Annotated in this window: 22 protein-coding genes; 10 read left to right on the top strand and 12 right to left on the bottom strand. The window is 72.8% G+C overall.

Going from position 1 to position 22053, the window contains the following annotated elements; translation table 11 throughout:
- Window positions 1-390: 390 nt before the first annotated feature.
- Window positions 391-1569 carry a tyrosine-type recombinase/integrase gene (locus LCD33_RS23905; RefSeq protein ID WP_224968210.1) on the top strand — a complete coding sequence of 393 codons (1179 nt, stop codon included), beginning with the start codon at window positions 391-393 and terminating at the stop codon, window positions 1567-1569.
- Here the strand turns inward: LCD33_RS23905 and LCD33_RS23910 are convergent, their stop codons facing one another.
- From LCD33_RS23910 to LCD33_RS23920, 3 genes are all read right to left on the bottom strand, one after another.
- The gene (locus LCD33_RS23910) at window positions 1570-2328 is read right to left on the bottom strand and encodes a sulfite exporter TauE/SafE family protein (RefSeq protein WP_224961348.1); all 759 of its coding nucleotides are present in this window, start codon (window positions 2326-2328) and stop codon (window positions 1570-1572) included. It lies immediately after the preceding gene.
- A gap of 312 nt (window positions 2329-2640) precedes the next feature.
- Window positions 2641-3492, bottom strand: a complete 852-nt coding sequence (locus LCD33_RS23915; RefSeq protein ID WP_224961346.1) for a class I SAM-dependent methyltransferase — start codon at window positions 3490-3492, stop codon at window positions 2641-2643.
- A gap of 54 nt (window positions 3493-3546) precedes the next feature.
- On the bottom strand, window positions 3547-3945 hold the full coding sequence (locus LCD33_RS23920) for a VOC family protein (RefSeq protein WP_224961344.1): 399 nt from the start codon (window positions 3943-3945) through the stop codon (window positions 3547-3549).
- Window positions 3946-4035: 90 nt separating this feature from the next.
- Here LCD33_RS23920 and LCD33_RS23925 point away from each other — a divergent pair, with 90 nt between their 5' ends.
- The gene (locus LCD33_RS23925; protein WP_224978311.1) at window positions 4036-5028 is read left to right on the top strand and encodes a YafY family protein; all 993 of its coding nucleotides are present in this window, start codon (window positions 4036-4038) and stop codon (window positions 5026-5028) included.
- Window positions 5029-5042: 14 nt separating this feature from the next.
- On the opposite strand, the gene LCD33_RS23930 is transcribed toward LCD33_RS23925, so the two are convergent.
- On the bottom strand, window positions 5043-6209 hold the full coding sequence (locus LCD33_RS23930) for a glycosyltransferase (protein WP_224961340.1): 1167 nt from the start codon (window positions 6207-6209) through the stop codon (window positions 5043-5045).
- Window positions 6210-6612: 403 nt separating this feature from the next.
- Here LCD33_RS23930 and LCD33_RS23935 point away from each other — a divergent pair, with 403 nt between their 5' ends.
- Window positions 6613-6945: a hypothetical protein gene (locus tag LCD33_RS23935; protein ID WP_224961338.1), complete on the top strand. Its 333-nt coding sequence runs from the start codon at window positions 6613-6615 to the stop codon at window positions 6943-6945.
- Window positions 6946-7206: 261 nt separating this feature from the next.
- On the opposite strand, the gene LCD33_RS23940 is transcribed toward LCD33_RS23935, so the two are convergent.
- Window positions 7207-7839 carry an FMN-dependent NADH-azoreductase gene (locus tag LCD33_RS23940; protein ID WP_224961336.1) on the bottom strand — a complete coding sequence of 211 codons (633 nt, stop codon included), beginning with the start codon at window positions 7837-7839 and terminating at the stop codon, window positions 7207-7209.
- 100 nt (window positions 7840-7939) lie between these two features.
- Here LCD33_RS23940 and LCD33_RS23945 point away from each other — a divergent pair, with 100 nt between their 5' ends.
- Window positions 7940-8548 (top strand): TetR/AcrR family transcriptional regulator, encoded by a 609-nt coding sequence (locus LCD33_RS23945; protein WP_224961334.1) that lies wholly within the window; start codon window positions 7940-7942, stop codon window positions 8546-8548.
- A gap of 110 nt (window positions 8549-8658) precedes the next feature.
- On the opposite strand, the gene LCD33_RS23950 is transcribed toward LCD33_RS23945, so the two are convergent.
- Entirely contained in the window at window positions 8659-10656 is a 1998-nt protein-coding gene (locus tag LCD33_RS23950) for an ATP-dependent helicase (protein ID WP_224978312.1), read from the bottom strand.
- On the opposite strand from LCD33_RS23950, the gene LCD33_RS23955 reads away from it, so the two are divergent.
- The gene (locus tag LCD33_RS23955; protein WP_224978313.1) at window positions 10636-10863 is read left to right on the top strand and encodes a hypothetical protein; all 228 of its coding nucleotides are present in this window, start codon (window positions 10636-10638) and stop codon (window positions 10861-10863) included. The two genes, LCD33_RS23950 and LCD33_RS23955, sit on opposite strands and share 21 nt — an antisense overlap.
- 1010 nt (window positions 10864-11873) lie before the next feature.
- Window positions 11874-13133 carry an amidohydrolase family protein gene (locus LCD33_RS23960; protein WP_224978314.1) on the top strand — a complete coding sequence of 420 codons (1260 nt, stop codon included), beginning with the start codon at window positions 11874-11876 and terminating at the stop codon, window positions 13131-13133.
- Between the two features lie 40 nt (window positions 13134-13173).
- On the opposite strand, the gene LCD33_RS23965 is transcribed toward LCD33_RS23960, so the two are convergent.
- On the bottom strand, window positions 13174-14730 hold the full coding sequence (locus LCD33_RS23965; RefSeq protein WP_224961328.1) for a class I adenylate-forming enzyme family protein: 1557 nt from the start codon (window positions 14728-14730) through the stop codon (window positions 13174-13176).
- Between the two features lie 422 nt (window positions 14731-15152).
- Here LCD33_RS23965 and LCD33_RS23970 point away from each other — a divergent pair, with 422 nt between their 5' ends.
- From LCD33_RS23970 to LCD33_RS23980, 3 genes are all read left to right on the top strand, one after another.
- Complete coding sequence (locus tag LCD33_RS23970) at window positions 15153-15338, top strand: DUF397 domain-containing protein (RefSeq protein WP_224961327.1); 186 nt, start codon at window positions 15153-15155, stop codon at window positions 15336-15338.
- 134 nt (window positions 15339-15472) lie between these two features.
- Window positions 15473-15682 (top strand): DUF397 domain-containing protein, encoded by a 210-nt coding sequence (locus LCD33_RS23975; RefSeq protein ID WP_224961324.1) that lies wholly within the window; start codon window positions 15473-15475, stop codon window positions 15680-15682.
- A gap of 140 nt (window positions 15683-15822) precedes the next feature.
- Window positions 15823-17979 carry a tetratricopeptide repeat protein gene (locus LCD33_RS23980; protein ID WP_224968220.1) on the top strand — a complete coding sequence of 719 codons (2157 nt, stop codon included), beginning with the start codon at window positions 15823-15825 and terminating at the stop codon, window positions 17977-17979.
- Window positions 17980-18050: 71 nt separating this feature from the next.
- On the opposite strand, the gene LCD33_RS23985 is transcribed toward LCD33_RS23980, so the two are convergent.
- From LCD33_RS23985 to LCD33_RS24005, 5 genes are all read right to left on the bottom strand, one after another.
- Entirely contained in the window at window positions 18051-18311 is a 261-nt protein-coding gene (locus LCD33_RS23985; RefSeq protein ID WP_224961318.1) for a DUF3817 domain-containing protein, read from the bottom strand.
- A gap of 5 nt (window positions 18312-18316) precedes the next feature.
- Window positions 18317-18775: a DUF2269 family protein gene (locus LCD33_RS23990; protein ID WP_224968222.1), complete on the bottom strand. Its 459-nt coding sequence runs from the start codon at window positions 18773-18775 to the stop codon at window positions 18317-18319.
- Between the two features lie 156 nt (window positions 18776-18931).
- The gene (locus LCD33_RS23995; protein WP_224968224.1) at window positions 18932-19855 is read right to left on the bottom strand and encodes a hypothetical protein; all 924 of its coding nucleotides are present in this window, start codon (window positions 19853-19855) and stop codon (window positions 18932-18934) included.
- 134 nt (window positions 19856-19989) lie between these two features.
- Window positions 19990-20619, bottom strand: a complete 630-nt coding sequence (locus LCD33_RS24000; RefSeq protein ID WP_224961312.1) for a cyclopropane-fatty-acyl-phospholipid synthase family protein — start codon at window positions 20617-20619, stop codon at window positions 19990-19992.
- A gap of 28 nt (window positions 20620-20647) precedes the next feature.
- The gene (locus LCD33_RS24005; protein ID WP_224961310.1) at window positions 20648-21661 is read right to left on the bottom strand and encodes an NAD(P)/FAD-dependent oxidoreductase; all 1014 of its coding nucleotides are present in this window, start codon (window positions 21659-21661) and stop codon (window positions 20648-20650) included.
- 176 nt (window positions 21662-21837) lie between these two features.
- On the opposite strand from LCD33_RS24005, the gene LCD33_RS24010 reads away from it, so the two are divergent.
- Window positions 21838-22053: nitroreductase/quinone reductase family protein (locus LCD33_RS24010; protein WP_224978315.1), on the top strand; the 216-nt coding region annotated here is incomplete at its 3' end.

Genomic DNA, 22053 nt, shown 5'->3' on the forward strand with positions numbered 1-22053 from the left:
CAGTAGGCGCAGGCGGCGTCCTGTCCGGCGGCCAGGGCCCGCAGCGTGGTCTCCCGCCGTTCGTCCCGGCTGCCGCGGCGGGCCGGGGGTGTGCGGGTGGCGGCCTGCTCGGGGGCGCCGTGGATCTCCGCCTCTTCGCTCACGTTGACCTGCACTCCTTCCTCCAGCTGGTTTGGGTTCTGAAACCTTATCACTTGGTTCGGATTTCGATACTTCAACTGACCTGCTCACGAAGTCTCGGTGGGTTCATATGGATAACCGGGATTATGGATATACTCTGATCTTGCGGCGCCGCGAAACCGGAACGACCGCGCACTACGGCAAAACGGACACGATCCGCGGTGGAATCGGCTCCCGAAAAATGAGGGGCCCGCGAGGCAGAGGAGACGCATGACCGAGGTCGCCACCCGCCGGGAGCGGACCGGCACGCCGGGCCCGGAGCGGTTCGCGGAGTTCCTGCGCGTCTACGCCTCGTTGAACACCCGCCTCGCCTACGCCACCGATCTCGGCATCCCGCTGGACTGGGTCCCCGGCTACACCGCCCCCAAGCCGGGACGTCGCCGCGGGCGGGCTCGGCGCGGCGAACCGACGGGGCTGGAATGGCTGCACTGGTGCGTGCGCGAGGGCTTCGGCTCGTTCGCGGAGGTGCGGGTGCAGCACGTGGAGCGGTGGCTGGAGGAACTCGCCCGGGCCGGGTACGGGGACGCGACCCGGGCGCGGATGCTCTCGGCGGTCTCGGCGTTCTACCAGAAGTACCTGCTGCGGGAAGGCCTCGCCGAGCACAACCCGGCCGCGCTGGTGGACCGCTCCGCCCAGCACCTCAACCGGTCCGGTTCGAGCCCGTCGCAGACGGCGATGTGGTCGTTCGAGGCGTGCCGCGCGCTGCTGCTGGCCGCGCACCTGCTGGCCGACCGGCACCGCAACGGGCCGCGGGACCGGGCGATGGTGGAGGTGCTGATCGGCACCGGGGTGCGCGCGGAGGAGCTGGTCGGGGTGAACCTGGACGACTACCACCGCCCGGCCGCGGGTGGTCCTGCCGCGCTGCGGGTGCACGGCAAGGGCGCGAAGGACCGGCGGGTGGCGTTGGCGGCGCCGGTGGCGGATGCGGTGGCGGACTACCTGCGGGTGCGGGCGGCGCCGCAGGTTCCGGCGTTGCGCGGGCAGCTGGGCTTGCGCGCGCCGGAGCCGATGTTCGTGACCTCGACGGGCCGGCGGGTGCACGTCTCGCACGTGCAGGCGGTGCTGCGGCGGTTGTGCGCGACGTTCGCCCCCGCTCCGGATGCGCCGCCGCCCCGGTCCCGGCGAGTGCGGGAGGTGCTCGACGGTGAGCAGGCTTCGCTGGTCGCGGCCCACCTCGGCCCGTTGCGGGAGACGATTCACCCGCATTCGGCGCGGCACTCCTACGCCACGCACGCCATCACCCGCGGCGCCGAACCTCGCCAGGTGCAGCACGACCTGGGGCATGCGGCGTTGTCGACCACCGAGGGCTACCTGCACGATGCCGAGGACCTGGCCAACTCGGCGGCGCACGAGTTGGCCCCGGCGCTGCACCGGGGCTGGCTGCGGTGATCAGCCGTGCAGCGCGAGGTAGGGCGCGAGCGCGAGCAGGGTCACGATCAGCGCGTACTTGAGGGTGCGGGTGGGCAGCGAGCGGGCGATCTTCCAGCCCAGCAGCACGCCGATCAGTTCCGGCACGCCCACGATCGCGGCCAGCGGCCAGTCGATGGCGCCGTGGGCGAGGTAGCCGATGGTGCCGACGCCGGCGATGACGATCGATTGGGCTTGGGCGGCGGCGAGCGCTTCGAGAACCGGCACGCGCAGCGCGATCAGCAGCGGGACGGTGAGCATCGGCCCGCCGATGCCGACGATGCCCGAGGCGACGGCCACGGCCAGCCCGAGCAGCACCACGCCCACCACCGGCGGGTGCGCCCGGTCCTGGGTGGGCGTGCGCCGTTCGCGGAACCACACCAGCCCGGCCACCGCGGTGACCAGCACGGCGAGCACGATCCCGAAGGTGCGTGGGGACACGAGGGTGTTGAGCTGCACGCCGATCGGGGTGCCGAGCACGGCGGTGCCGGCGAGGATCAGCGCGGTGCGCCGGGTCTCGGGTTCGCGCAGCTGGCCGGAGCGGGTGTAGGCGGCGGTGCCGAGTGCGCCGGTGGCGATGTGGGTGACGATGGCGGTCCCGGCGACCGCGGCCGGGGACAGTCCGGTGAGGGCGAACAGGCCGATGGTGGGCAGCACGCCGCCAGGTCCGAGGGCGGTGATGCCGATACCGCCGACGAGGCCGAACAGCGCCAGGGCGAGGAGGGTGGCGGGGTCCGTCACCGCGCGGCCACCGGTCGATCGTGGTTCAGCGCCACGGCAGCCTCCTCAGCGTCCTGCGGTTCCCGGGCTGTGCGGGTGCTCAAGTTACCGGGCAGGGATCACGTCGAAGTCGCGCCGGGTTCGATCCACGACGATCTTCGCGGATGCCCCGGCATGATCTAGTTGAGTCACGGTGACGAAAACATGGGCTGGTCAGGCGAGCCGGGGGAACAGGCGGACCGCGTTGCCGCCGCTCGATGGCGGCCGGTTCCTCGCCGGGCAAGCCGAACCCGCTGTTGCGGGCGCCGTTGGCTCCGGGCGCGGCGGATCCGCTCAGCGGCGGGCGCGCAGGAGGCGGCTCGCGCGCAGCGCCTCGGGCGGCGCGCCGTCGAATTCCGCCGACCCGTCGAGGTAACCGGCGACGAGTTCGGTGGCGGAGTGGTCCTCGACCTCGGTGAACCCGAGCCCGTGCAGCTGCGCGGCGATGTCCTCCGGGGTGAACAGGCTGTGCCAGGGTTCGCCGAGGGCGGTGACCCGTTCGGCGCGCCGCCGCAGCCGCGCCCGTTCCGCGTCGGTGCCGGCGGGTCGCAGGTAGTCGAAGACGACCTCGACGGGCCGGGCTTGGCCGGCGATGTAGTCGAGGGTGTCGTGCGCGGCTTCCGGGCTCAGGTAGAACACGACGCCGAGCCACACGAACACGGCCGGTTCGGCCCGGTCGAATCCGGCGGCGGCCAGTTCGGTGGCCAGCGCATCGGTTTCGAAGTCGACCGGCACGAAGGCCATCGTCTCGGGCCGCCGGATCCCGGCCGCGGCGAGGCGCTCGCGCTTCCACGCCTGGGTGGACGGGTGGTCGACTTCGAACACGCGCAGCCCGGGGTGCGGGTGGCGGTGGGCGAAGGTGTCCAGGCCCGCGCCGAGGACCACGACCTGCCGCACCCCGGCTGCGGCGGCCGCGGCCACGCGGTCCTCGGCGAAACGGGCCCGGGCGGCGAAGAACAACCGGCGCGCCCGGCTGTCGATGCGATCCTCGGCGGGCTCGCCGGCCGCGGCCAGCTCGTCGTCGGTGACACCGAGCAGGGGCCCGGCGAGCGGGTCGACGAGGATCAGCGGCCGGTCGGCGACCTGGTGGTAGGCGCGGGCGCGGGCGGTCGCGAGCGCGGTCCGGCTGGGTTCCTCGGCGTCCATGCCCCGAACCTACTCAGCGACCAGCGCCCGGCCCGGGTGAATCCGGCCACCTGTTCAGCGGGCGAACTTCGCGATGGCCTCCGGGGTGACGGGGGTGAAGAAGTTGACGAGGTTGCCGTCGGGGTCGCGCAACAGCAGCGCCCGGTTCCCCCAGGGCATCATGGTGGGTTCGGTGACGAACTCGGGCACGACGCCGGTGAGGTTCCGGTGCACCGCGTCCACGTCGGCGACCAGGAATTCGATGATGACGCTGCGGTTCTCGCCAGGCTGCGCCGAGCCGGGAGCGAACAGCGGGACGGTGCGGGTGCCGGCGATCGCGAGGGTCGCCGCGGGGGCGTTGATCTCGGCGAAATCCGCGGTGGCCCAGGTGGCCGCGATGCCGGTGGCGCGCTCGTAGAAGTCGGCGAGGCGGGCGACGTCGGCGGTGATGATGCGGATCGAGGCGAAGTCCACGGGTGCTCCTGTTCGTTCGGTGCTTGTCCGCCGCACGCTACGAGCGATACCGGGCGAAACCCGCCCGGTATCGGAGGGAGAATCTCGGGCGTGCCCCGACCCACCGCTCGCGTGCTGGCCCTGCTGGAACTGCTGCAATCGGGCGGCACCCGCCCCGTCGCCGAGCTCGCTGACCGGCTGGGGGTGGACGAGCGCACGGTGCGCCGCTACGTCGATCACCTGCTGGACCTGGAGGTGCCGGTGGAGTCGGTGCGCGGCCGCTACGGCGGCTACCGGCTCGCCACCGGGCACCGGCTGCCGCCGCTGATGCTCACCGACGAGGAGGCCCTGGCGGTGTTGCTCGGACTGGTCGCCGGGCGCCGGTCCGGGTTGGCCACGGCCACGGGCGCCTCCGGGGAGACGGCGGCGGCGAAGATCCGGCGGGTGCTGCCGCAGCGGCTGCGGGGCAGGCTCGATGCGGTGCTCGGCTCCCTCGCCTTCACCAGCGCGGCCGCGGATCCCCCGGTGCCGGAGGCGGCGGTGCTGTTGGCGATCGCCGATGCGGTGCGCCACCATCGGCCGGTGTCGATCCGCTACACCGCCGCCGACGGCAGGCGCAGCGACCGCACCCTGCACCCGTACGGGCTCGTCGCGCACTCGGGCCGCTGGTACGTGACCGGTGTTGATCCGGGAATCGGTGCGGACCGCAACTTCCGGCTGGACCGCATCTCGGCGGCGACGCCGCTGACCGGCTCGTTCGACCCGCCGGGCGAGGTGGACGCGGCGCAGCGGGTGCTGACCGGGCTGGCCACCGCCCCGCACCGGCACGAGGTGGTGCTGCTGGTGCAGGGCGAGACCGGGCGAGTCCGCGGCGGGCTGCCCGCGGGGCTCGCGGTCGTCTCGGAGGCCGTGGACGAGCCGGGGTGGTGCCGGGTGGAGTTGCGGGCGGAGCGGCTCGACTGGGTGCCGGGCGTGCTCGCCGCCCTGGACCTGCCCTTCGTCATCGAGCGTCCCGCCGAGCTGCGCGAGCACGTCGCGGCGCTCGCCGATCGCCTCGCGCGTTCGGCGCGCAGACGCCCTCCCGGAGCGGGTGGCGATCGGTAGGGGGCGTCGGCCGCTCAGCCCGGCCGGGCGAGGTCTCGGGCTGCGATGCGGGCGCCGTCGGTTGTGATCCGGCTTGCGAGGTGCCGGGCGCGTTCTGCACCGGTGAGCGCGGTGCGCAGCGCGGCGGCGAGTGAGTCCGCGGTGGGCGTGCCGGGGTGTGCGGCGCCGATGCCGAGCTCGGTGACGCGCCGGGCCCAGTAGTGCTGGTCGTAGACCTCCGGCAGCAGGACCTGCGGGATTCCGGCGCGGGCGGCCGCGGTGCTGGTGCCCGCGCCCCCGTGGTGCACGGCGGCGGCGACGTGCGGGAACAGGACCTGGTGGTCGAGATCGTCGACGACCAGGTGGTCCCCGGCCGGCGGGTCGAGCCCGGCCCAGCCGCGGGAGATGATCGCGCGGCGGCCGACTCGCCAGGCCGCCTCGACCGCGGCCTGGGCGAGATCGTCCGCGGCGGCAGGCCTGCTGCCGAGTCCGAAGTGGACCGGGGGATCACCGTTGTCGAGGAAGTCGACGACTTCGGGCGGCAGCGGGCGGTGTTCGGGCAGCAGCCACGCCCCGGTCTGGTGCACCTCGTCACCGGGCCACGGGCCGAGGATCGGGTCGGCGGCCAGCCACGGCCGATCCCCGAACACGTGGGCGCGCACGCCGCCGATCGGTGGGAGTCCGGCGGCGGCGCGGTGGGTGCGCAGCGGTTCGCCCCAGGTGGTGTCCCACCGGCGCTCGTCGGCGGCCCACAGCTGCGCGTTGCCGCCCGCGGGATGCTGCGGCCAGCCCGGCCACGGGGCGGGCGGGTGGTGCGGGGACGGCAGCGTCGCCGGGCAGTAGTGCACGTGGACGTAGCGGGTCCCGGCGAGTTCGGCGGCCGAGCGCACGCCGATCGCCAACGAACCGGTGCCCACCAGCACGTCCGCTCCGGCCGCGGCCGCGGGCAGCACGGTGAACTGGGCGGCGACGGTGTCCTCGGCGGCGCGGCGGCGACCGGCATCGGTGGTCAGGTCCCAGTCGGAGCCGCGCATCGGCGGCCCGAGCGCGAGCGGCGGCACTCCGAGGCGCTCGGCGTGGCCGCGGAAGTCCGGTGGCACGGCGACCTGCGCGCGGTGCCCGTGGTCGAGCAGGGCGTGCGCCAGCGCCGGCAGCGGCTGCACCTCGCCGCGCGTTCCCATGGTGGCCAGCAGTGCCCGCATCCGAACCCCCGGTCGTGTCGTGTGCGCAGGCTAGCTGCGGGGGCAGCGGCAGGGCGGGCCAGTCCGTCGATGCCGGTGCCGTTGTGCTCCTCGGTCGCGCAGTGGGCGGCGCACTCGGCGTCGGTCTTGCGGCCTGGCGGGGCGGTGGCCACGAAGAACACCGGCCGCTCGGCGATGGGGGCCCGCGATCGCTGGTCGAGGCGCGCGTAGCTGGTTCCCGTCCATCGAGTGTCACCGGCGGATCAACCGGCTCCCGGTTCGCGCACCGGAGCAGGTGCTCACCTGCGGGGGCAGCGGAGCAGTTCGCCGGGGTCGTCGGGGAGGCGTCGAGCCGGACGGCCCCGGTGCCGGGTCGGTGGCATCCCCGATGTTCCGGGCTGTCCGATGTCCGAGGGTGGTGGGCATGGGAGAAGCGGGTGTGCACGAGGTGCAGGTCCACGGGTGTGCCTCGACGCGGGAGGCCTTGGCGTGGCAGGAGCCGATCGCGCTGCTGCTGTGCCCGGAACCGGAGCACCGGGGGCCGTGCGAGGTGCCGTGGACGTGCACCGTGCGCGACACCGGCACCGGGGTGTGCCTGGTCGTCGCGATCATCGCCTCGGCCGAGGTCGCCGAGCGGGTCGCCGAGCGGGTCCGGGGGCTGACCGGGCGGGAGGTGGTGCTGCGGCGGGGTGCTGCGGCGGAGCACGAGGTGCTGGTCGAGCAGTACCGCGTCGAACGCGGGGGCCTGCCGGGCTGAGGCGCAGCGCCCGGTTCCCGGCGGTGACGATCCGCTGCGGATTCCGCTGACCGGTTTCCCGCGTTCCGGGAATAGATGTCGATCATGGAAGGTTGCCGAGCTCATGACGACTGACCTCATCGACGGCGCGGCCGTCCCGCTGCTCGATGCCGCTGCTCGGTCTCGACGAGGCGCCGTCCGGCCTGCCCTGAGGCCGCGGCCCGGTCATCGGGGAGTGGGGGGGGCGCGCCCGCTCGACGTCGCGCGGGCACCGCTGCGGGTTCAGCGGTCGGCGAGGACCTTGCCCGCGCCGCGGGCGGCGGCCTGCGCTTCGGCGTGCTGCTGCTCGGCGAGGTCGCGCAGGGCCTCCATCGCGGGGTTGCTCGCGGCGAGGGTCAGCTCGCGCTTGATGAAGGTGAGCTCGGCCTGCCAGACGTCGCCGAGGATGCGCTGCAGGTAAGGGCTGGAGTGGTCCCAGCCGTCGCGCGGGGTGCCGGGGCCGTAGCCGCCGCCGATGGTGGTGATCAGGACCGCGGGCTTGCCCGCCAGCAGCGGGTCGGTGGGTCCCGCGCCCGCGATGACCAGGTCGGCCCAGGTCTTGAAGTGCTGGGAGACGCCGAAGTTGTACATCGGCACGGCGAAGATGGCCGCGTCGGCGTGGCGGAGTTCGTCGGCCAGCGCTGCCGCCAGGCCGAGGGCTTCCCGCTGCTGCGGGGTGCGGTCGGCTTCGGGGGTGAATCCGGCGGTAGTGGCCGATGTCCACGCGTCGGCGGGCAGCGGCTCGGCGGCGAGGTGGCGCCGGGTGATCGTGGCGCCGGGGTGGGCCGCGGTCCATTCGGCTTCGGCGAGGTCGGCGAGCTCGGCGCTGGTGGAGGTGCCGGGCAGGATGCTGGCGTCCAGGCGGAAGAGGTTCATACGTGCGGCTCCTTGCGGTGGTGCGGTGCGTGACCCGTCGTCACACCCGGAAGATTAAACGGACCGTACCCCGCTTTTGTTCCGGGGTAGGTTCGCCGGTGTGGATGTCGTGCCCTTCGGGAAGCCGCGCGCGGAACGCGCCGACGCGGTGCGCAACCGCGAGCACCTGCTGGCGGTCGTGCGCGAGCTGATCGCGGAGCACGGCGTCGAGAAGGTGACCATGGACGGCCTGGCCGAGCGCGCGGGCCTGGGCAAGGGAACCGTGTTCCGGCGCTTCGGCAGCCGCGCGGGCATCTTCCGCGCCCTGTTGGAGGACGACGAGAGCCGGTTCCAGCAGCGGGTGCTGTCCGGGCCGCCGCCGCTGGGGCCCGGCGCGGGTCCCGCCGAGCGGCTCATCGCCTACGGCCGGGAACGCATCCCGTACCTGCTGCGCCACCACGCGTTCGCGCAGGCGGCCGCGGGTCCCGGACGGCCGGACGTCGGCTCCGGGATCAGCCTGACCCGGCTGCACGTCAGGATGCTGCTCGGCGAGGCGGGCGTGCCGGAGCCGGACGGCCTCGCCCTCCAGCTCTCGGCCGCGCTGGAGGGGCCGGTGCTGTTCTACCTGCGCCCGGACGCGGCCGAGCCCGCACCGGGAGCGGAGCTGAGCCTGGTCGAGAGCTGGCGGACGCTGGTCGAACGCGTCCTCACCGACGACGCGCGGGGCTGAGCGCCGGAGCCCGGTGAGCGCCTGCTCCGTCCGGCCGCGAAGCAGCCGACGTGGCCGCATGCGGCGAGCACGCTCTCCCGCGACGGCTCAGCGCGTGCAGCCCGCGCTCCTCACAGCAGGCTGAGCTGGGTCGCGCGGGCCTTGCGCGGGGCGGGTGCCTCGGCTCGGGTGACGGCGTCGCCGAGGCCGGTGAGGAACGGCGACGGGGTGCGGTCGCGGACTTGGCCGTGGCGGGTGCGCCGCGCGGCGCCGGTGAGCCACAGGTGGTCCTGGGCCCTGGTGACGCCGACGAAGAACAGGCGGCGTTCTTCGGCGATCTCCTCGGCGGTGGGTGCGGTGCCGGGCCAGCTCAGCGGCAGCAGCCCGTCCTCGCAGCCGACGAGGAACACCACCGGGAATTCGAGGCCTTTCGAGGCGTGCAGGGTCAGCAGGGAGATCGCTTCGGCGCGCGGGTCGAGGGCGTCGACCTCGGCGCCGAGCAGCACTTCGCGGCGGAACCGGGCGAGGTCGTCGCCGCAGCGGGCAGCGAGCGGGGTCAGCAGTTCGACCGCGCCGTGCACGTCGGCCTGGGTTTCGTCGGGGACGCTGAACACGACGGTGGTCGCGGCGGCGCGCAGCTTGTCCAGGGCGCTGCCGTCGCGGTCGGCGACGTGGGCGAGTTCGGCCAGCAGCAGGTCGACGCCGGCGCGGGCGGACAGCGGATCGTGGGAGCGCTTCTGCACGGGCAGCCCGGCGCGGGCGAACTCGTCGAGCAGCACGCGGGATTGGGCGTCGGTGCGGTAGAGCACGGCGATGTCGTCGAACCCGATGCCGCCGGGCCCGTCGCCGGTGACGCGGCCGCTGTCGAGGGAGAGGAACGAGGAGCCGCCGAGCAGGCCGTCGATGGCGCGGGCGACGAACGCTGCTTCGGCGCGTTCGTCGGCGGCGTCGTGGCGCACCACGCGGTGCGCCTCGCGAGGGGAGGCGGCGTGCAGGGTTCGGCCGGGCACGAGGGTGCCGGGGGCGATGGCGCGCACGGCGGTGTCGGTGATGTGGCGGCCGCTGCGGTAGTTGCGGGTCAGCGCGTGCACGGGCGCGGTGGGGTAGTCCTGTTCGAAGCGCAGGAAGAACCCGACGTCGGCGCCGCGGAACGAGTAGATGGCCTGGTCGGGGTCGCCGATGGCGGTCAGGTTCGCCTCCGGCGGTGCCAGGGCGCGCAGCAGCCGGTATTGGGTGTCGTCGACGTCCTGGTACTCGTCGACGGTGATCCACCGGTACCGGTCGCGGTAGGCCGCGGTCAGCTGCGGGTCTGCTTCGAGCAGCCGCACGGGTTCGGTGACGAGGTCGTCGAAGTCGACGAGGTCGAGTTCCCGCAGCCGCGCCCGGTAGCGGGCGACGGCCTCGGCGTGCGCTGGGTCGGCCGGTTCGGGGTCGGTGAGGCCGCGGGCGAGTGCGCGGGCCGCGGTCTCGTCGCCGGTGATCTCGGTGAGCACCTCGTGCTTGCGGGCGGTGTCGGCGACGCCGAAGGCGGCGGTGAGCCCGAGGCGGTCGTGGTGCTCGCGCAGGAAACCGAGCCCGAAGGAGTGGAAGGTGCCGACGCTGATGCCGTCGGCGTCCGGGCCGATCAGCGCGTGCAGCCGTTCGGTGAGTTCGTCGGCGGCGCGGCGGGTGAAGGTGATCGCGAGGCAGTCGCGGGCGGGCACGTCGCGTTCGAGGACGAGGTGCGCGAGGCGGTGGGTGACGGTGCGGGTCTTGCCGGTGCCGGGCCCGGCGACGATGAGCAGCGGCCCGGCGGGGACTCCGGCGGCGGCGCGCTGGTCGGGGTCGAGTCCGGCGAGGATGCCGTGCGCGGGCGCTTCCGGTGCGGTGGCGGGAGCCTCGGCCGGTTCCGGCCGGGGTCCGGGTTCGGCGGCGACGGGCTGCCGGGGCGCTTCGGGGGCGAACAGGTCGTCGTCGAACAGGCTGTAGGAGTCGCCGTTGCGCAGGCGGGCGAGTTCGGCGGGCTGGAACACGCGGATGGTGCCGTACTCCCCGTCGAACCCGGCGTCGCGCACGACTTCCCCGGCGCGCAGCCGTCCGATGGCTTCGGCGACGCGCGGGTCGCTGCGGTGCAGTTCGTCGAGCGGCACGTCGTCGAGGATGCCGAGTTCGGGCCCGTGGGCGGCGACGAGGTCGGACACGGCGCCGAAGACCTTCTTGCTCTTGGGCCCGACGCCGTGGATCTCGCCGACGATCTCCGGCAGCGGGATGAGGTTGCGGAACCCGGCGGCCCCGGCCGGGCGGACGCCGGCGGCGCGGTCGGCGAGGTCGTCGACGCGGTGCTGCGCCGACGGTGAGCGGTTTTCCGCATTCCGGGCAGCGTCCGGCGCGGGCTTTGGTGTCGGCGGGTTCGAGCCGCACCCCGCACTTGCGGTGCCCGTCGAGGTGGTACTTGCCCTCCTCGGGGAAGAACTCGACGGTGCCTGCGAACCCGTCGCGGGTTTCCAGCGCGCGTTTGATGGCGTGGTAGTCGAGGTCGGTGTCGAACACGGTGGCCTCGCGTCCCAGCATCGGCGGGGAGTGCGCGTCGGAGTGGCTGACCAGGGTGTAGCGGTCGAGCCCGGATACGCGCCAGTTCATCTCCGGGTCGCTGGACAGGCCGGTTTCGAGGGCGAAGACGTGCCCGGCGAGGTCCCGGTAGGCCTCGTCGACGGAGTCGAACCCGGCCTTGGAGCCCAGCACCGCGAACCACGGCGTCCAGATGTGGGCCGGCACCAGGTAACCGCCGGCTTCGAGGGTGATCTCCAGCAGGTCGCGGGAGTCGAGCCCGAGGATGGGCCGCCCGTCGGAGGCGAGGTTGCCGATCCGCCCGAGGCGGCGGGAGAACTCCTCCGCGGCGGCGAAGTCCGGCAGGTAGCACAGATGGTGGATCTTGCGGGTGTGCTCGCCGTACTTGTAGATGGTGGAGATCTCGCAGGAGAGCATGAACCGCACGTCGCCGCCGCAGTTCGCGGGCATCGCCGCGGTGATCTCCCGGTCCAGCTCGGGACGCAGCCGCAGCAACCCTGGTTCGGCGGGTTCGAGGACTTCGCGCAGGTGCGCGAACCAGGCGGGGTGGGTGAGGTCGCCGGTCCCGACCACGGCGATGCCCTTGCGCCGCGCCCACCACGTCAGGTGCTCGATGTCGCAGTCCTTGCTGCACGCGCGGGAGTACTTCGAGTGGATGTGCAGATCGGCGTGAAAGCGCACCCGGTGATCTTGCCAGTCCGCTCGCCGGTGTCCGGCCGGTGGGTTTCGCGAATGCCGCTCGCCGGGGTGGTGGGTCTCGGTAGGGTCGGCGGCGCTCGCCGGATCACTGGGGTGGCGGGTGCTCGTCCGCGTTCCCGGCCGGACCAGGCCGTGGCTGCGCGCCGTGCTCGTCGGAGGTCTCCTCGTGCTGCTGCTGACCGCTGATCTGGTCCTGACCGGCCCGGACGGGGACCGGATCCCCGACGGTGCGGTGCTGGTGGACGGGTCCACGATCGTCGCCGCCGGGCCGCGCGCCGAACTCGACCGGCACCCGGGCGCCGCAGGCGCGCAGCGCCGCGACTTCCCGGGCGCGACGATCCTGCCCGGCCTGATCAACGGGCATGCGCACCTGGTGTGGGACGCGAGCATGGCGATGCTGGCGCACTACTTCGACGCCGACGACGCGGAACTGCTGCTCGGGGTCGTGGGGCGGGCGCAGCGGGCGTTGCGGGCCGGGGTGACGACGTTGCGCGACCTGGGGGATCGCCGCGGGCTGGTGCTGCGGGTGCGGGACGCGATCGACCGGGGCGAGCTCACCGGCCCGCGCCTGCTGGGGTCCGCCGCGCCGTTGACGCCGCCGAAGGGGCATTGCTGGTTCTTCGGCGGCGAGGTCGACGGGATCGAGGCGATCCGCGCGCAGGTGCGGCACAACGCCGCCCTGGGTGCCGACGTCATCAAGGTGATGGCCTCCGGTGGCCAGATGACTCCGGATTCGCCGCCGACCTGGGCGGCCCAGTTCAGCCAGCAGGAGCTGCGGGTGGTGGTCGAGGAGGCCACGGCCGCGGGCCTGCCGGTGGCCGCGCACGCGCACGGCACCGGGTCGATCGCGGCCGCCGTCGCCGCCGGGGTGTCCACCATCGAGCACTGCTCGTGGCAGGGCGAGCAGAACTCGGGCCCGGACCTGCGCGACGAGGTGGCCCGGGAGATCAGCGCCCGCGGCATCGCGGTCTGCCACGCGTATCCGCCGGACTGGCGCGGGTTCGCCGAGTTCGTCGGCGAGCAGCGGTTCGCCGAGGCGGTGCAGCGGGTGCGCTGGATGGACGAGCGCGGGGTAGCGTTCCTGCCCGGCACGGATTCGGGCGTGCCGACCTCGGTGTTCGACGACTACGCCGGGGCGCTGTCGTACTACGTGGAGGCCGTGGGCTGGACGCCGGGCCGGGTGGTGGAGCTGGCCACCGCCGGTGCGGCCGCGGCCCTGGGCCTGGACCGCGTGGGCCGGGTCGCCGCCGGTTTCGACGCCGACCTGCTCGTCGTCGACGGCGACCCGAGCGCCGACGTGCACGCCCTGCGCCGCCAGCGCCTCGTCCTCACCCGAGGCGAACCGGCCACCCCGGCCTGACCGGCGCCCCACCGGCTCGCGGCGGGGCGCCGGGACGGGCTCAGCGGGCGAGCGCGGGTTCCGGGAGGGCGCGCAGGGCCTTCTTGTCGACCTTGCCGATCGGGGTGGTCGGCAGTTCGGGCATCAGCACCACGTCGTGCGGGGTGTAGGTCGTGCCGAGTTCGGCGGTGACCGCGGCGGGCACGGCGTCGAGGTCGATGTCCTCGCCGACGAGGAACAGCCGCACCCGTTCGCCCACGGCTTCGTCGGGGATGCCGACGGCCGCGGCGTGGCGCACGCCGGGCAGGCTGTGCAGGAAGTCCTCCAGCAGGCGGCTGTAGACGTTCCCGCCGGCCTCACCGGTGACGATGATGTCCTTGGCGCGGTCCACCAGGTACAGGTAGCCGTCGGCGTCGAGGTAGCCGATGTCGCCGGTGCGCAGCCACCCGTCGGCGTCGACGGCGACCGCGGTGCGCTCGGGGTCGTTCCAGTAGCCGAGCATCCGCATCGGGTTGAGCGAGCAGACCTCACCCGCTTCGCCCTGCGGCAGCACCTCGCCGTCCTCGCCGCGGATCTGCACCTGGGTGCCGGGGAAGGGGCGTCCGCAGCTGCGCCACAGCGGGGAGTCGTGGTCGGCGGGGTCGGGCAGCTCCTGCGGGGGCATGGTGACGATGCCCGCGCACTCGGTCTGCCCGTAGCCCTGGGCGATGATCGGCCCGAACATCTCCACGGCCTGCCGGAGCCGTTCGGGGGCGACCGGTGCCGCGCCGAGGGTGATCTGCCGCAGCGAGGGCAGCGCGCCCGGAGTGCAGTCCGGGTGGTCCAGCAGCTGGTACAGCATCGGCGGGACCAGCATCGTGGCGGTGATCTTCTCGTCGCGCAGGGTGGTGAAGGCGGCGTCGGCGTCCCATTCGGGCAGCACCAGCAGCGGTGAGCCGGTCATGAACGCATGCAGCATGGTCAGGTGCCCGCTGGTGTGGGTGAGCAGGGTGATGGCGAGGACGCGGTCGGCACCGGTCGAGCGCTCGGCGCGCATCATCTCGGCGATGGCCGCGATCGCGTCGTAGGGGTTCCTGCTGTGGGCGGCGAGCTTCGGCTTGCCGAGGGTGCCGCCGGTGTAGAAGACGGTGACCGCGTCGTCCGGGCCGGGTTCCGGTGCGGGTTCGGGGCGGTGCTCGGGCTGGTGCGCGGCGAGCGCCAGCAGGTCGGCGTCGGTGAAGGAGTCGGTGGCGGCGCCCAGGCTCAGCAGCGCGGGGCTGCTGGTGCAGCGTTCGGCGGCGCGCAGGGCCTGCTGCCCGTGCGCGGGGTCGACGACGACGATCCGCGCCCCGGACTGGTCGATGAGCCCGGCGAGCTCACCGGGGCCGGGTTCCGGTGGCAGCATCACCGCGCGGCAGCCGATCAGGTGCACCGCGAGCACCACCAGCGCCGATTCCGCGCGGTTGGTGAGGAACAGCCCGACGCCGTCGCCCGGGCCGAGCCCCTGCTCGCGCAGCGCGTGTCCGATCTGGAAGAGCAGTCGGCGGGACTGTCCGCGGGTGAACCGCACCGCGCCGTCGATGATCGCGTCGCGTTCCTCGTCCTGCTCCCACTGGGAGAGAATTCGCTCTAAGTACATACCTGGTGGGAACGTGGCATTGGAAATCACCGGGGTATGCAATCACGCGGTAACACGCCGTCCGCCGGAACCCTGCGCCATGCCCAGAAACAAACCATTCGTCCTATTCGGCCGGTCCACCGATCCGCGAAGGACGGCAGCGGACCGAGGCGAACCCACCGAACCCCGCGAGCAGCCCGGGCGAGCCGGTCCTGAGCTTCGAACCACCGGCACGTTGCACACCCCGCACGACGATCGAGCTTTGGTGTGGTCCTCCGAAAACGCCGATGCCGAAAACGCCGATGCCGGTGCTGGCGCGGGCTGAGCCACCCGCCGCGTCGGCCCCGCCAAGCACCACGTGCGATGACGGGATGTCCGGTCGCGCGCCGGGCGAGGAGGATACGACTTGGACCTGGCCCGGAACATCCACGTGGAGGCGGGGCATGAGTACATCCTGTGAGCCGGGGGACCTCACCTGGCGCAAGAGCAGCCGCAGCGTCACCGAGGAGTGCGTGGAGATCGCGGCAGTGGCCGACGACGTCGCCGTGCGGGATTCGAAAGATCCGTCCGGTCCGGTGCTGCTCGTGTCCCGTGCGGCGTTCCGCCGGTTCACCGAGACAATCCGCTGACCAGGCCGAGCACAGTCCCCCGAGCCGATCACGCCGCGTGCGAGACCATCCACCCGGCTGGAGCTAGCGGCGCTCGGCCCCGCCCGGTTTCACTGGTGGGCGAGTCACCCGGACCGATCCAGGCGGAGGCGGACATGACCACCAGTGCTGATCTCGGAACCGTCACCTGGCGCAAGAGCAGCCGCAGCACGGTGCAGGAGTGCGTCGAGATCGCGGCGCTGCCCGCGCGGGTCGCGGTCCGCGACTCGAAGAGCCCCGACGGCGCGGTCCTGCTGTTCAGCCGCCGCGCCTTCCGCCAGTTCCTCCAAGACCTCCGCGTCCGCGACGAGGACACCCTCGCCTGAGCGGGCACTACTGCCGCTCCACGCCGTTCGCGGCCCCAGCTCGCCCGCCCACTCGGTTCCATTGCTCCGTTCAGGCGTTTCGGCAGCATCGGTCGCAATGGGTGTCCACCCGATTCCACTCTGTGGCAATCTGGCCTTCGTTGATCAACAACGTCTGGTTGGGGCGGATGAGCGGAGCAGGTGCCGGCGAGGGCGCGGCCGCGTCCAACGACGTCTCGGGTTCGGTGTCGGGGCACGTCGTGCAAGCAGGGCAGATCCACGGCGACGTGCACTTCCACCAACCTCATGCCCCGGCGCGCAGCATTCCCCGTCAACTTCCGCCTCGGTTGCGGCATTTCGTGGACCGGGGCGTCGAACAAGACGCTCTGACCACGTTGCTCAACGGTGGTTCGGCTGCTGGGCTGGTGCTGCTGTCGATGATCGACGGTGTTGCGGGGGTCGGGAAGTCGAGCCTGGTGGTGCACTGGGCGCATCACGTCCGCAACCGATTTCCCGATGGGGAGTTGTACGTGAACCTCCGCGGGTTCGATCCTGCGGCGGAACCGATGCCCACTGCCGACGCCCTGCGCGATTTCCTGCTGGCGTTGGACGTTGCGCACGACATGATCCCGGTGGATCCCGGGAATCGGGCTTCCATGTTGCGCAGCTTGCTGCACGGGCGCCGGATGCTGCTCGTGCTGGACAACGCGCGTTCGACCGCACAGGTGCGTCCGCTGCTTCCGGGCTGCGACGGATGCCTGGTATTGGTGACGAGCCGCAATCGGCTGGACGATCTCGTCATGAGCGAAGGAGCCTCCCGCATCAGCTTGGAAGTCCTACCCCACGACCAAGCGAGGGATCTGCTGGCCGGTCACCTCGGTGCGGATCGCGTGTCGTCGGAGTCAGCCGCGGTCGACGCGCTGATCACGTGCTGCGCCGGGTTACCGCTCGCGCTGAGCATGGTCGCTTTCAGAGCGGTGCAGATGCCGGGCGTGCCGTTGGCCGAGCTGGTCGAAGAAGTCGGTGACGAGCAAGAACGCCTCAACGCCCTGGACATCGGCGGGGAGACCGGTGTGCGAGCAGTGTTCTCGTGGTCCTACCGGTCGCTGCCGCAGGAAGCGGCACGGCTGTTCAGGCTGTTCGGGCTGCTGCGCGGGCCGCACGTGGAGCTGGACGCGGTTGCGGCCCTCGCCGGGTTGCAGCGGACCGCGGCACGCCGGGTGCTGCGCGACCTGGTGCAGGCCCACCTCGTCGAGCAGCGCGGCTCCGACCGTTACGAGATGCACGATCTGCTGCGGTCCTACGCCGCCGAGTGCGCGGCCCGTGACGAGGACGCGGCCGAGCGGATCACGGCGCTGCGCCGGCTCGTGGACCACTACCTGCGAACGAGCCGCGGTGTCGAGCGCAGCCTGACCAGCCACTCGCGGTTGTTCGTGCCGGAACCACCGGATTCCGAGATCCGTGCCAAGGAATTCGACACCAGCGACGCGGGCATCGAATGGTGGGACGCGGAACGCGCGAACCTGGTGGCGGTCGTCGAACAGGCCGCCGCTGAAGGGCTGCACGAACACGCGTGGCAGTTGCCCTACTCGTTGATGTACTACTTCAACCTCCGCCGCCACACCGATGATTGGTCGCGCAGCTTCAACATCGCGGTGCGATCAGCTCGCGAGCTGGGGGACCGGCGGGCCGAGGGGCATCTGTTGGAGGACTTGGCCGGGCTGCACTACTCGTTGCAGCAGTACGAAGAGGCGATCGAGAAGCGAGCGGCGGCACTGTCGTTGCTGGACGACACCGAGCCCTTCTACGGGATGATGCTGATAAGCCATGCGTACGCGCACCTGCGCCTCGGTGACTTCGATTCGGCGGAGGAACCGCTTCACCAGGGGTTCCGCCTCCGGGTGGCCGCTGGTGACGCGAACGGCATGGGCTATGCCCGAGCGGGTTTCGGTCTCCTGCACAGCGGGCGCGGCGACATCGACGAGGCCCTCACCGCGTTCGACGAAGCGGTGGCGCTGTACCGGCGGGTCGGCGAGCAATGGGGTGAGGGATTCGTGCTGAACAACCGGGGCGATGCCTGCCTGGCTGCAGGTCGGTTCGCGGAGGCCGCCGCCACCTTCCGGAGAGCAGCTGAGCACCGCCGTGCCATCGGACACCGGTACGGGGCGGCGACGAGCTTGCGCGGACTCGGCACCGCGCTCTCCGCGGCCGGTGATGTCGACGGCGCTCGGAACGCGTGGCAGGAAGCCTTGCAGGAGTTCGAAGGATGCGGAGCCGCAGAGGCCGAAGCGGTGCGCGCAGATCTCGAGCAGCTCTGACCGCAAGACGCTGATCGCCCGGCGGTGACCGCCCCGTTCGTCCGAGCGACCCGGACGAACGGGCCGGTCGCTCAGGTCGTCGGGGTGCGGCGGGTTTCGCGGAGGGCGAGGAGGCCGCCGACGGCGGGGATCAGGGCCAGGAGCCTGGCCCGGGTCGGTGCCGGGCCGGCCCAGGTGGCGGCGATGGTCAGCAGGTAGGCGCAGCCGTGGATCGGGCCGGTGGCCGAGGCGACCGGCCCCCAGTGCACGGTGGCGAGGTTGACCAGCAGCACCAGCAGCGAGGCCGCTTCGACGATCGCGGCCGCGCGCAGCAGGCGGAGTTCTCCGCGCATCCCGCTCACGCCCCCGTCGTCGAACCAGGCCGGATGATCATGAGCACGACCACGACGGCCCACAGCAGGTTGAACACCCCGGTGCTCATGCCCAGCCGCGCCGGCAGCCGCGCGGCGTCCACGGCTTCGGCATCACCCGCCAGCTCCAGGGCACGGCGCTGCGCGGGCAGGATCGCCGCGGCCAGCAGTGCGGCGGCCCCGGCGGTCAGCACGATCGAGGTGATCAGCCACGCGTCACCGAGCACCCCCAGCTGCGACGCCGTCGCCAACCCGAACACCGGCACCACGATGCCCAGCAGCGCGTACACCCGGCACAGCCGGTGCAGGGCGCGCAGCACCGCGGGCGCGTTCGGATCGGTGGCGGCGGCGCGCAGGTAGCGGGGGAACGCGCTGCCCGCGACGGCGACCGGGCCGATGGCCAGGACCGCCGCGAGCACGTGCACGCTGAGCAGTAACTTCGTCACTGGGGGCTCTTCCTCTCCGAGGGGTCGGAGGGAAAGCTAGTCGGCCCCCGGCACGCCCGGCAGTGGCGTGATCGACAACAACCACCGGGTTCTCGCCAGCCCGGGCGAGCGCGCGTGCTCAACCACGACGAGCCCCGCAGGGCCACCGCGGTCGAGTCAGCCCCGGGTGATCCGCAGCAGGCGGTAATCCCCCCGATGCCCCGCTTCCATCTCGACCCCGTCGGAGTCCGCGCCGAACCCGATCCGCTGCTCCACCGCCCCGGAAGCGGCGATGGCCTCGACCGCGACCGCCAGCGGCCGGTAGGCCGGATCCTGCTGCCCAGCGGCGTTGATCTGACCGATCCGCTCCTGCAAGTGGGCTGCGTAAGTGCTCTCGGGCTCGTTGTCGGTGAGCACGAACGCGCGGCTGCCCGCGCCGAGCACGTGGTCCAAGGCCGCGGCGAGATCCGAACCCGCCGCTGCCATCGTCCACGGCCCGGGATGCGGGACGAACACGTCCGTCCTGGGCACGTGGTCACCGAACGAGGTGATCGAGTCCGCGTGCAGCATCACGGCGCCCTCGGGAACCAGCTGATCGTTCAGCACGCGCCGGATCGCGCTCTGGTTCATCTCCGGGTCGTAGGCGAACACGTTGCTCCGCTTGCTCGCCAATTCGGCCAGGAAACGCCCCTCGCGAGGATGCGGTCCGCTGACCGCGCCCGTCACGGTGCTGCGCAACAGGTCCTGCAGCACGAAGTAGTCGTCCGAGGCGACCTTCGCCGCGAGACCCTCCCGCTGGGCGGAGGTCAGGTCATGGAACTCCGGACGGGCCGTGATCTGCTCCAACGTCACATCCACGGGCTCCTCGGTGTCCGCGTAATCGATGACGGCACGCTGCACCGCCCTCCCACCACGGCCGGACGGGCGGTCGCCGAGCAGCCGGGCGACCGCGGCGTTGCCCACCACCCGCTGCAACGCCGCGACACCGTGCGGCACCCGCCCACCCGAGGCGCAGACCGCATCGTTCTCGACCTCCCGGCCGAGCCCGTGCCCCAGCCGAGCCCGTGCCGCGGCCGACGGCTGATCGCGCGTACGACGCATCGAGTCCTCCCTGGACGGACGTGATCGGGATGCACCCCACCGTCGCCGCCCCCGGTGGCGCCGGGAAAGGGACGAACGGGCACCACCAGGGGCAGTTCCCCGGTGCACGACCGGACCGGGCACCGGGGAACCGCTCAGCGCAACCGGCGGACCTTGACGGTGGAATCGATGCGGGTGATCTCGGTGCCGTCCGGTGCGGCCTGGACGCGTTCGTGCTCGGCGCAGACCTGCACCTCCCACCGCCCGTCGGCGAGCCGCAAGGAATCCACGACCTCCTGCGGGGTGGGGAAGTGCACCTCCGGATGCGGATTCCCCTCCCACTCCGGCCACCCGCAGTGCCCTTCGACGAGCAAGGTCCCACCGGGGGCGACGGCCTCGGCCGCGCGGCGCAGCACCCGCTCCCGGGGCAGCTCACCCCACGAGTGCAGGAACTGCGCCGAGACCAGGTCGAACTCGCCCGCCGGGAAGTCCACGGCCAAGTCCACCTCCCGCCAGTCGATGCGCCCGTCCAGACCCGCTTCGGCGGAACGGGCGCGGGCACGCCCGAGGACGACGGGGGACAGGTCCACCGCAGTGACCTGCCAACCCCGGCCGGCGAACCACAGCGCGTCCCCGCCCTCCCCGCAGCCCAGGTCGAGCACCCGGCCCGGCGGCAGGTCCGCGACCTGCTCGACCAAGGCGGTATTGGCCTCGCCGCTCCAGTAGTGCTCGGCCCCGCTGTACATCTCGTCCCACAGCCGCACTTCCGCGGTGCGATCGCTCATCAGGTGCTCCTCACGTGGTCGTCGTCGTTCACAGCCCGTGGCGCCGCTCGCCCGCGACGAGATCGGCGACCTCGCGCTCCCGCACGACGAACGGATCGTCGCGGGCCCGGCGGATGTCGGCTTCGACGAGATCCGAGTTGACCTGGGCGGCGACGTTCGCGCCCGCGGCGGCGGCGCCGATGACGTTGCCGGTCAAGTCCGTGACGTTGCCCGCCGCCCACACCCCCGGCACCGCGGTCGCACCGGTGGCGTCCACGGGCAGGCGAGTACCGACCAGCACGTCGCCGCGGCGCACCGGTTCGGTGCGCAACCCCAGATCGGCCAGGGCGCCGAGACGAGCGGTGAACAGCGGCGCCACCACCAACGCATCGCAGGCCAGCAGCCGCCCGCCGACCTCGACACCGGTGAACCGGTCCTCCTCCACCCGCACGCCCTCCACCGGGCCGGGCACGACGGTGATACCGCGGGCGTCGAGGTTCGCGCGGTCCTCGGCGCCGAGCTCACCGAGGGCGTGGCGCAACAACGTGACCCGCGAGCTCCACTGCCGCCACAGCAGCGCCTGGTGCAGCGCCATCGGGCCGGTCCCGAGCACGGCGATGTGCCGGTCGCGGACCTCCCAGCCGTGGCAGTAGGGGCAGTGCAGCACCTCCCGGCCCCACCGCTGCGCCAGCCCCGGCACCGGCGGCAGCTCGTCGACCAAGCCGGTGGCGACCACCAACCGCGCCGCGACGACCGCGGCACCACCGGCGAGGGTGAGCCGGAACCCACCGCCCGGTGCCCGCTCGGCGGCGACGACCTCACCGGTGCTGAACTCGGCGCCGTAGCGCTCCGCTTCGGCACGCCCGGCCGCCACCAGCTCACCCGGCGGGGTGCCCTCGCGGCCCAAGTAGTTGTGCACGCCCTCGGCAGGGGCGTTGCGCGGCTCGCCGGCATCGACGACCAGCACGCTGCGCCGGGCCCGCGCGCAGCTCAACGCCGCACTCGTGCCCGCCGCACCGCCACCGACCACGACGATCTCGTAAGAGCGATCCTGCAGATCCATGGGAAATCCCTCCTCTGCAGCCGATGCTCCACACCCCACGCCGATCCCGCGAAGAAAATTGCCACACCGGCAAAGAACGACGCGCACCCGCTACGACCGCACCACCCACCACCCGCACCCGCGCACCCCGCGACGCCGCGTTGCCGGAGCCCACACCCTCGGAAACACTCACCCCCATGCCCCTGACCGGTGACTACCTACCCAGCCCCACCCGGTGGGTCCGCGACCAGGTCGCCGTCGTCGAATCCTCCGGCGGCACCGAAGGCACCGTCCTGCACGGCGCACCGATCATCATCATCACCACCCGCGGCCGCACGACCGGAGCGCTGCGCAAAATACCGGTCATGCGCGTCGAACACGACGGCCGCTACCTCGCCGTCGCCTCCTACGGC

It is taken from the genome of Saccharopolyspora sp. 7B, assembly GCF_020177435.1.
In the GTDB taxonomy this organism is placed as follows: domain Bacteria; phylum Actinomycetota; class Actinomycetes; order Mycobacteriales; family Pseudonocardiaceae; genus Saccharopolyspora_C; species Saccharopolyspora_C gregorii.

Bases quoted from the DNA above. Each gene is read 5' to 3' on its own strand.
- LCD33_RS23905 (WP_224968210.1), top strand. From the start codon at position 391: ATGACCGAGGTCGCCACCCGCCGGGAGCGGACCGGCACGCCGGGCCCG.
- LCD33_RS23915 (WP_224961346.1), bottom strand. From the start codon at position 3,492: ATGGACGCCGAGGAACCCAGCCGGACCGCGCTCGCGACCGCCCGCGCC.
- LCD33_RS23930 (WP_224961340.1), bottom strand. From the start codon at position 6,209: ATGCGGGCACTGCTGGCCACCATGGGAACGCGCGGCGAGGTGCAGCCG.
- LCD33_RS23935 (WP_224961338.1), top strand. From the start codon at position 6,613: ATGGGAGAAGCGGGTGTGCACGAGGTGCAGGTCCACGGGTGTGCCTCG.
- LCD33_RS23940 (WP_224961336.1), bottom strand. From the start codon at position 7,839: ATGAACCTCTTCCGCCTGGACGCCAGCATCCTGCCCGGCACCTCCACC.
- LCD33_RS23965 (WP_224961328.1), bottom strand. From the start codon at position 14,730: ATGTACTTAGAGCGAATTCTCTCCCAGTGGGAGCAGGACGAGGAACGC.
- LCD33_RS23970 (WP_224961327.1), top strand. From the start codon at position 15,153: ATGAGTACATCCTGTGAGCCGGGGGACCTCACCTGGCGCAAGAGCAGC.
- LCD33_RS23975 (WP_224961324.1), top strand. From the start codon at position 15,473: ATGACCACCAGTGCTGATCTCGGAACCGTCACCTGGCGCAAGAGCAGC.
- LCD33_RS23985 (WP_224961318.1), bottom strand. From the start codon at position 18,311: ATGCGCGGAGAACTCCGCCTGCTGCGCGCGGCCGCGATCGTCGAAGCG.
- LCD33_RS23995 (WP_224968224.1), bottom strand. From the start codon at position 19,855: ATGCGTCGTACGCGCGATCAGCCGTCGGCCGCGGCACGGGCTCGGCTG.
- LCD33_RS24000 (WP_224961312.1), bottom strand. From the start codon at position 20,619: ATGAGCGATCGCACCGCGGAAGTGCGGCTGTGGGACGAGATGTACAGC.
- LCD33_RS24005 (WP_224961310.1), bottom strand. From the start codon at position 21,661: ATGGATCTGCAGGATCGCTCTTACGAGATCGTCGTGGTCGGTGGCGGT.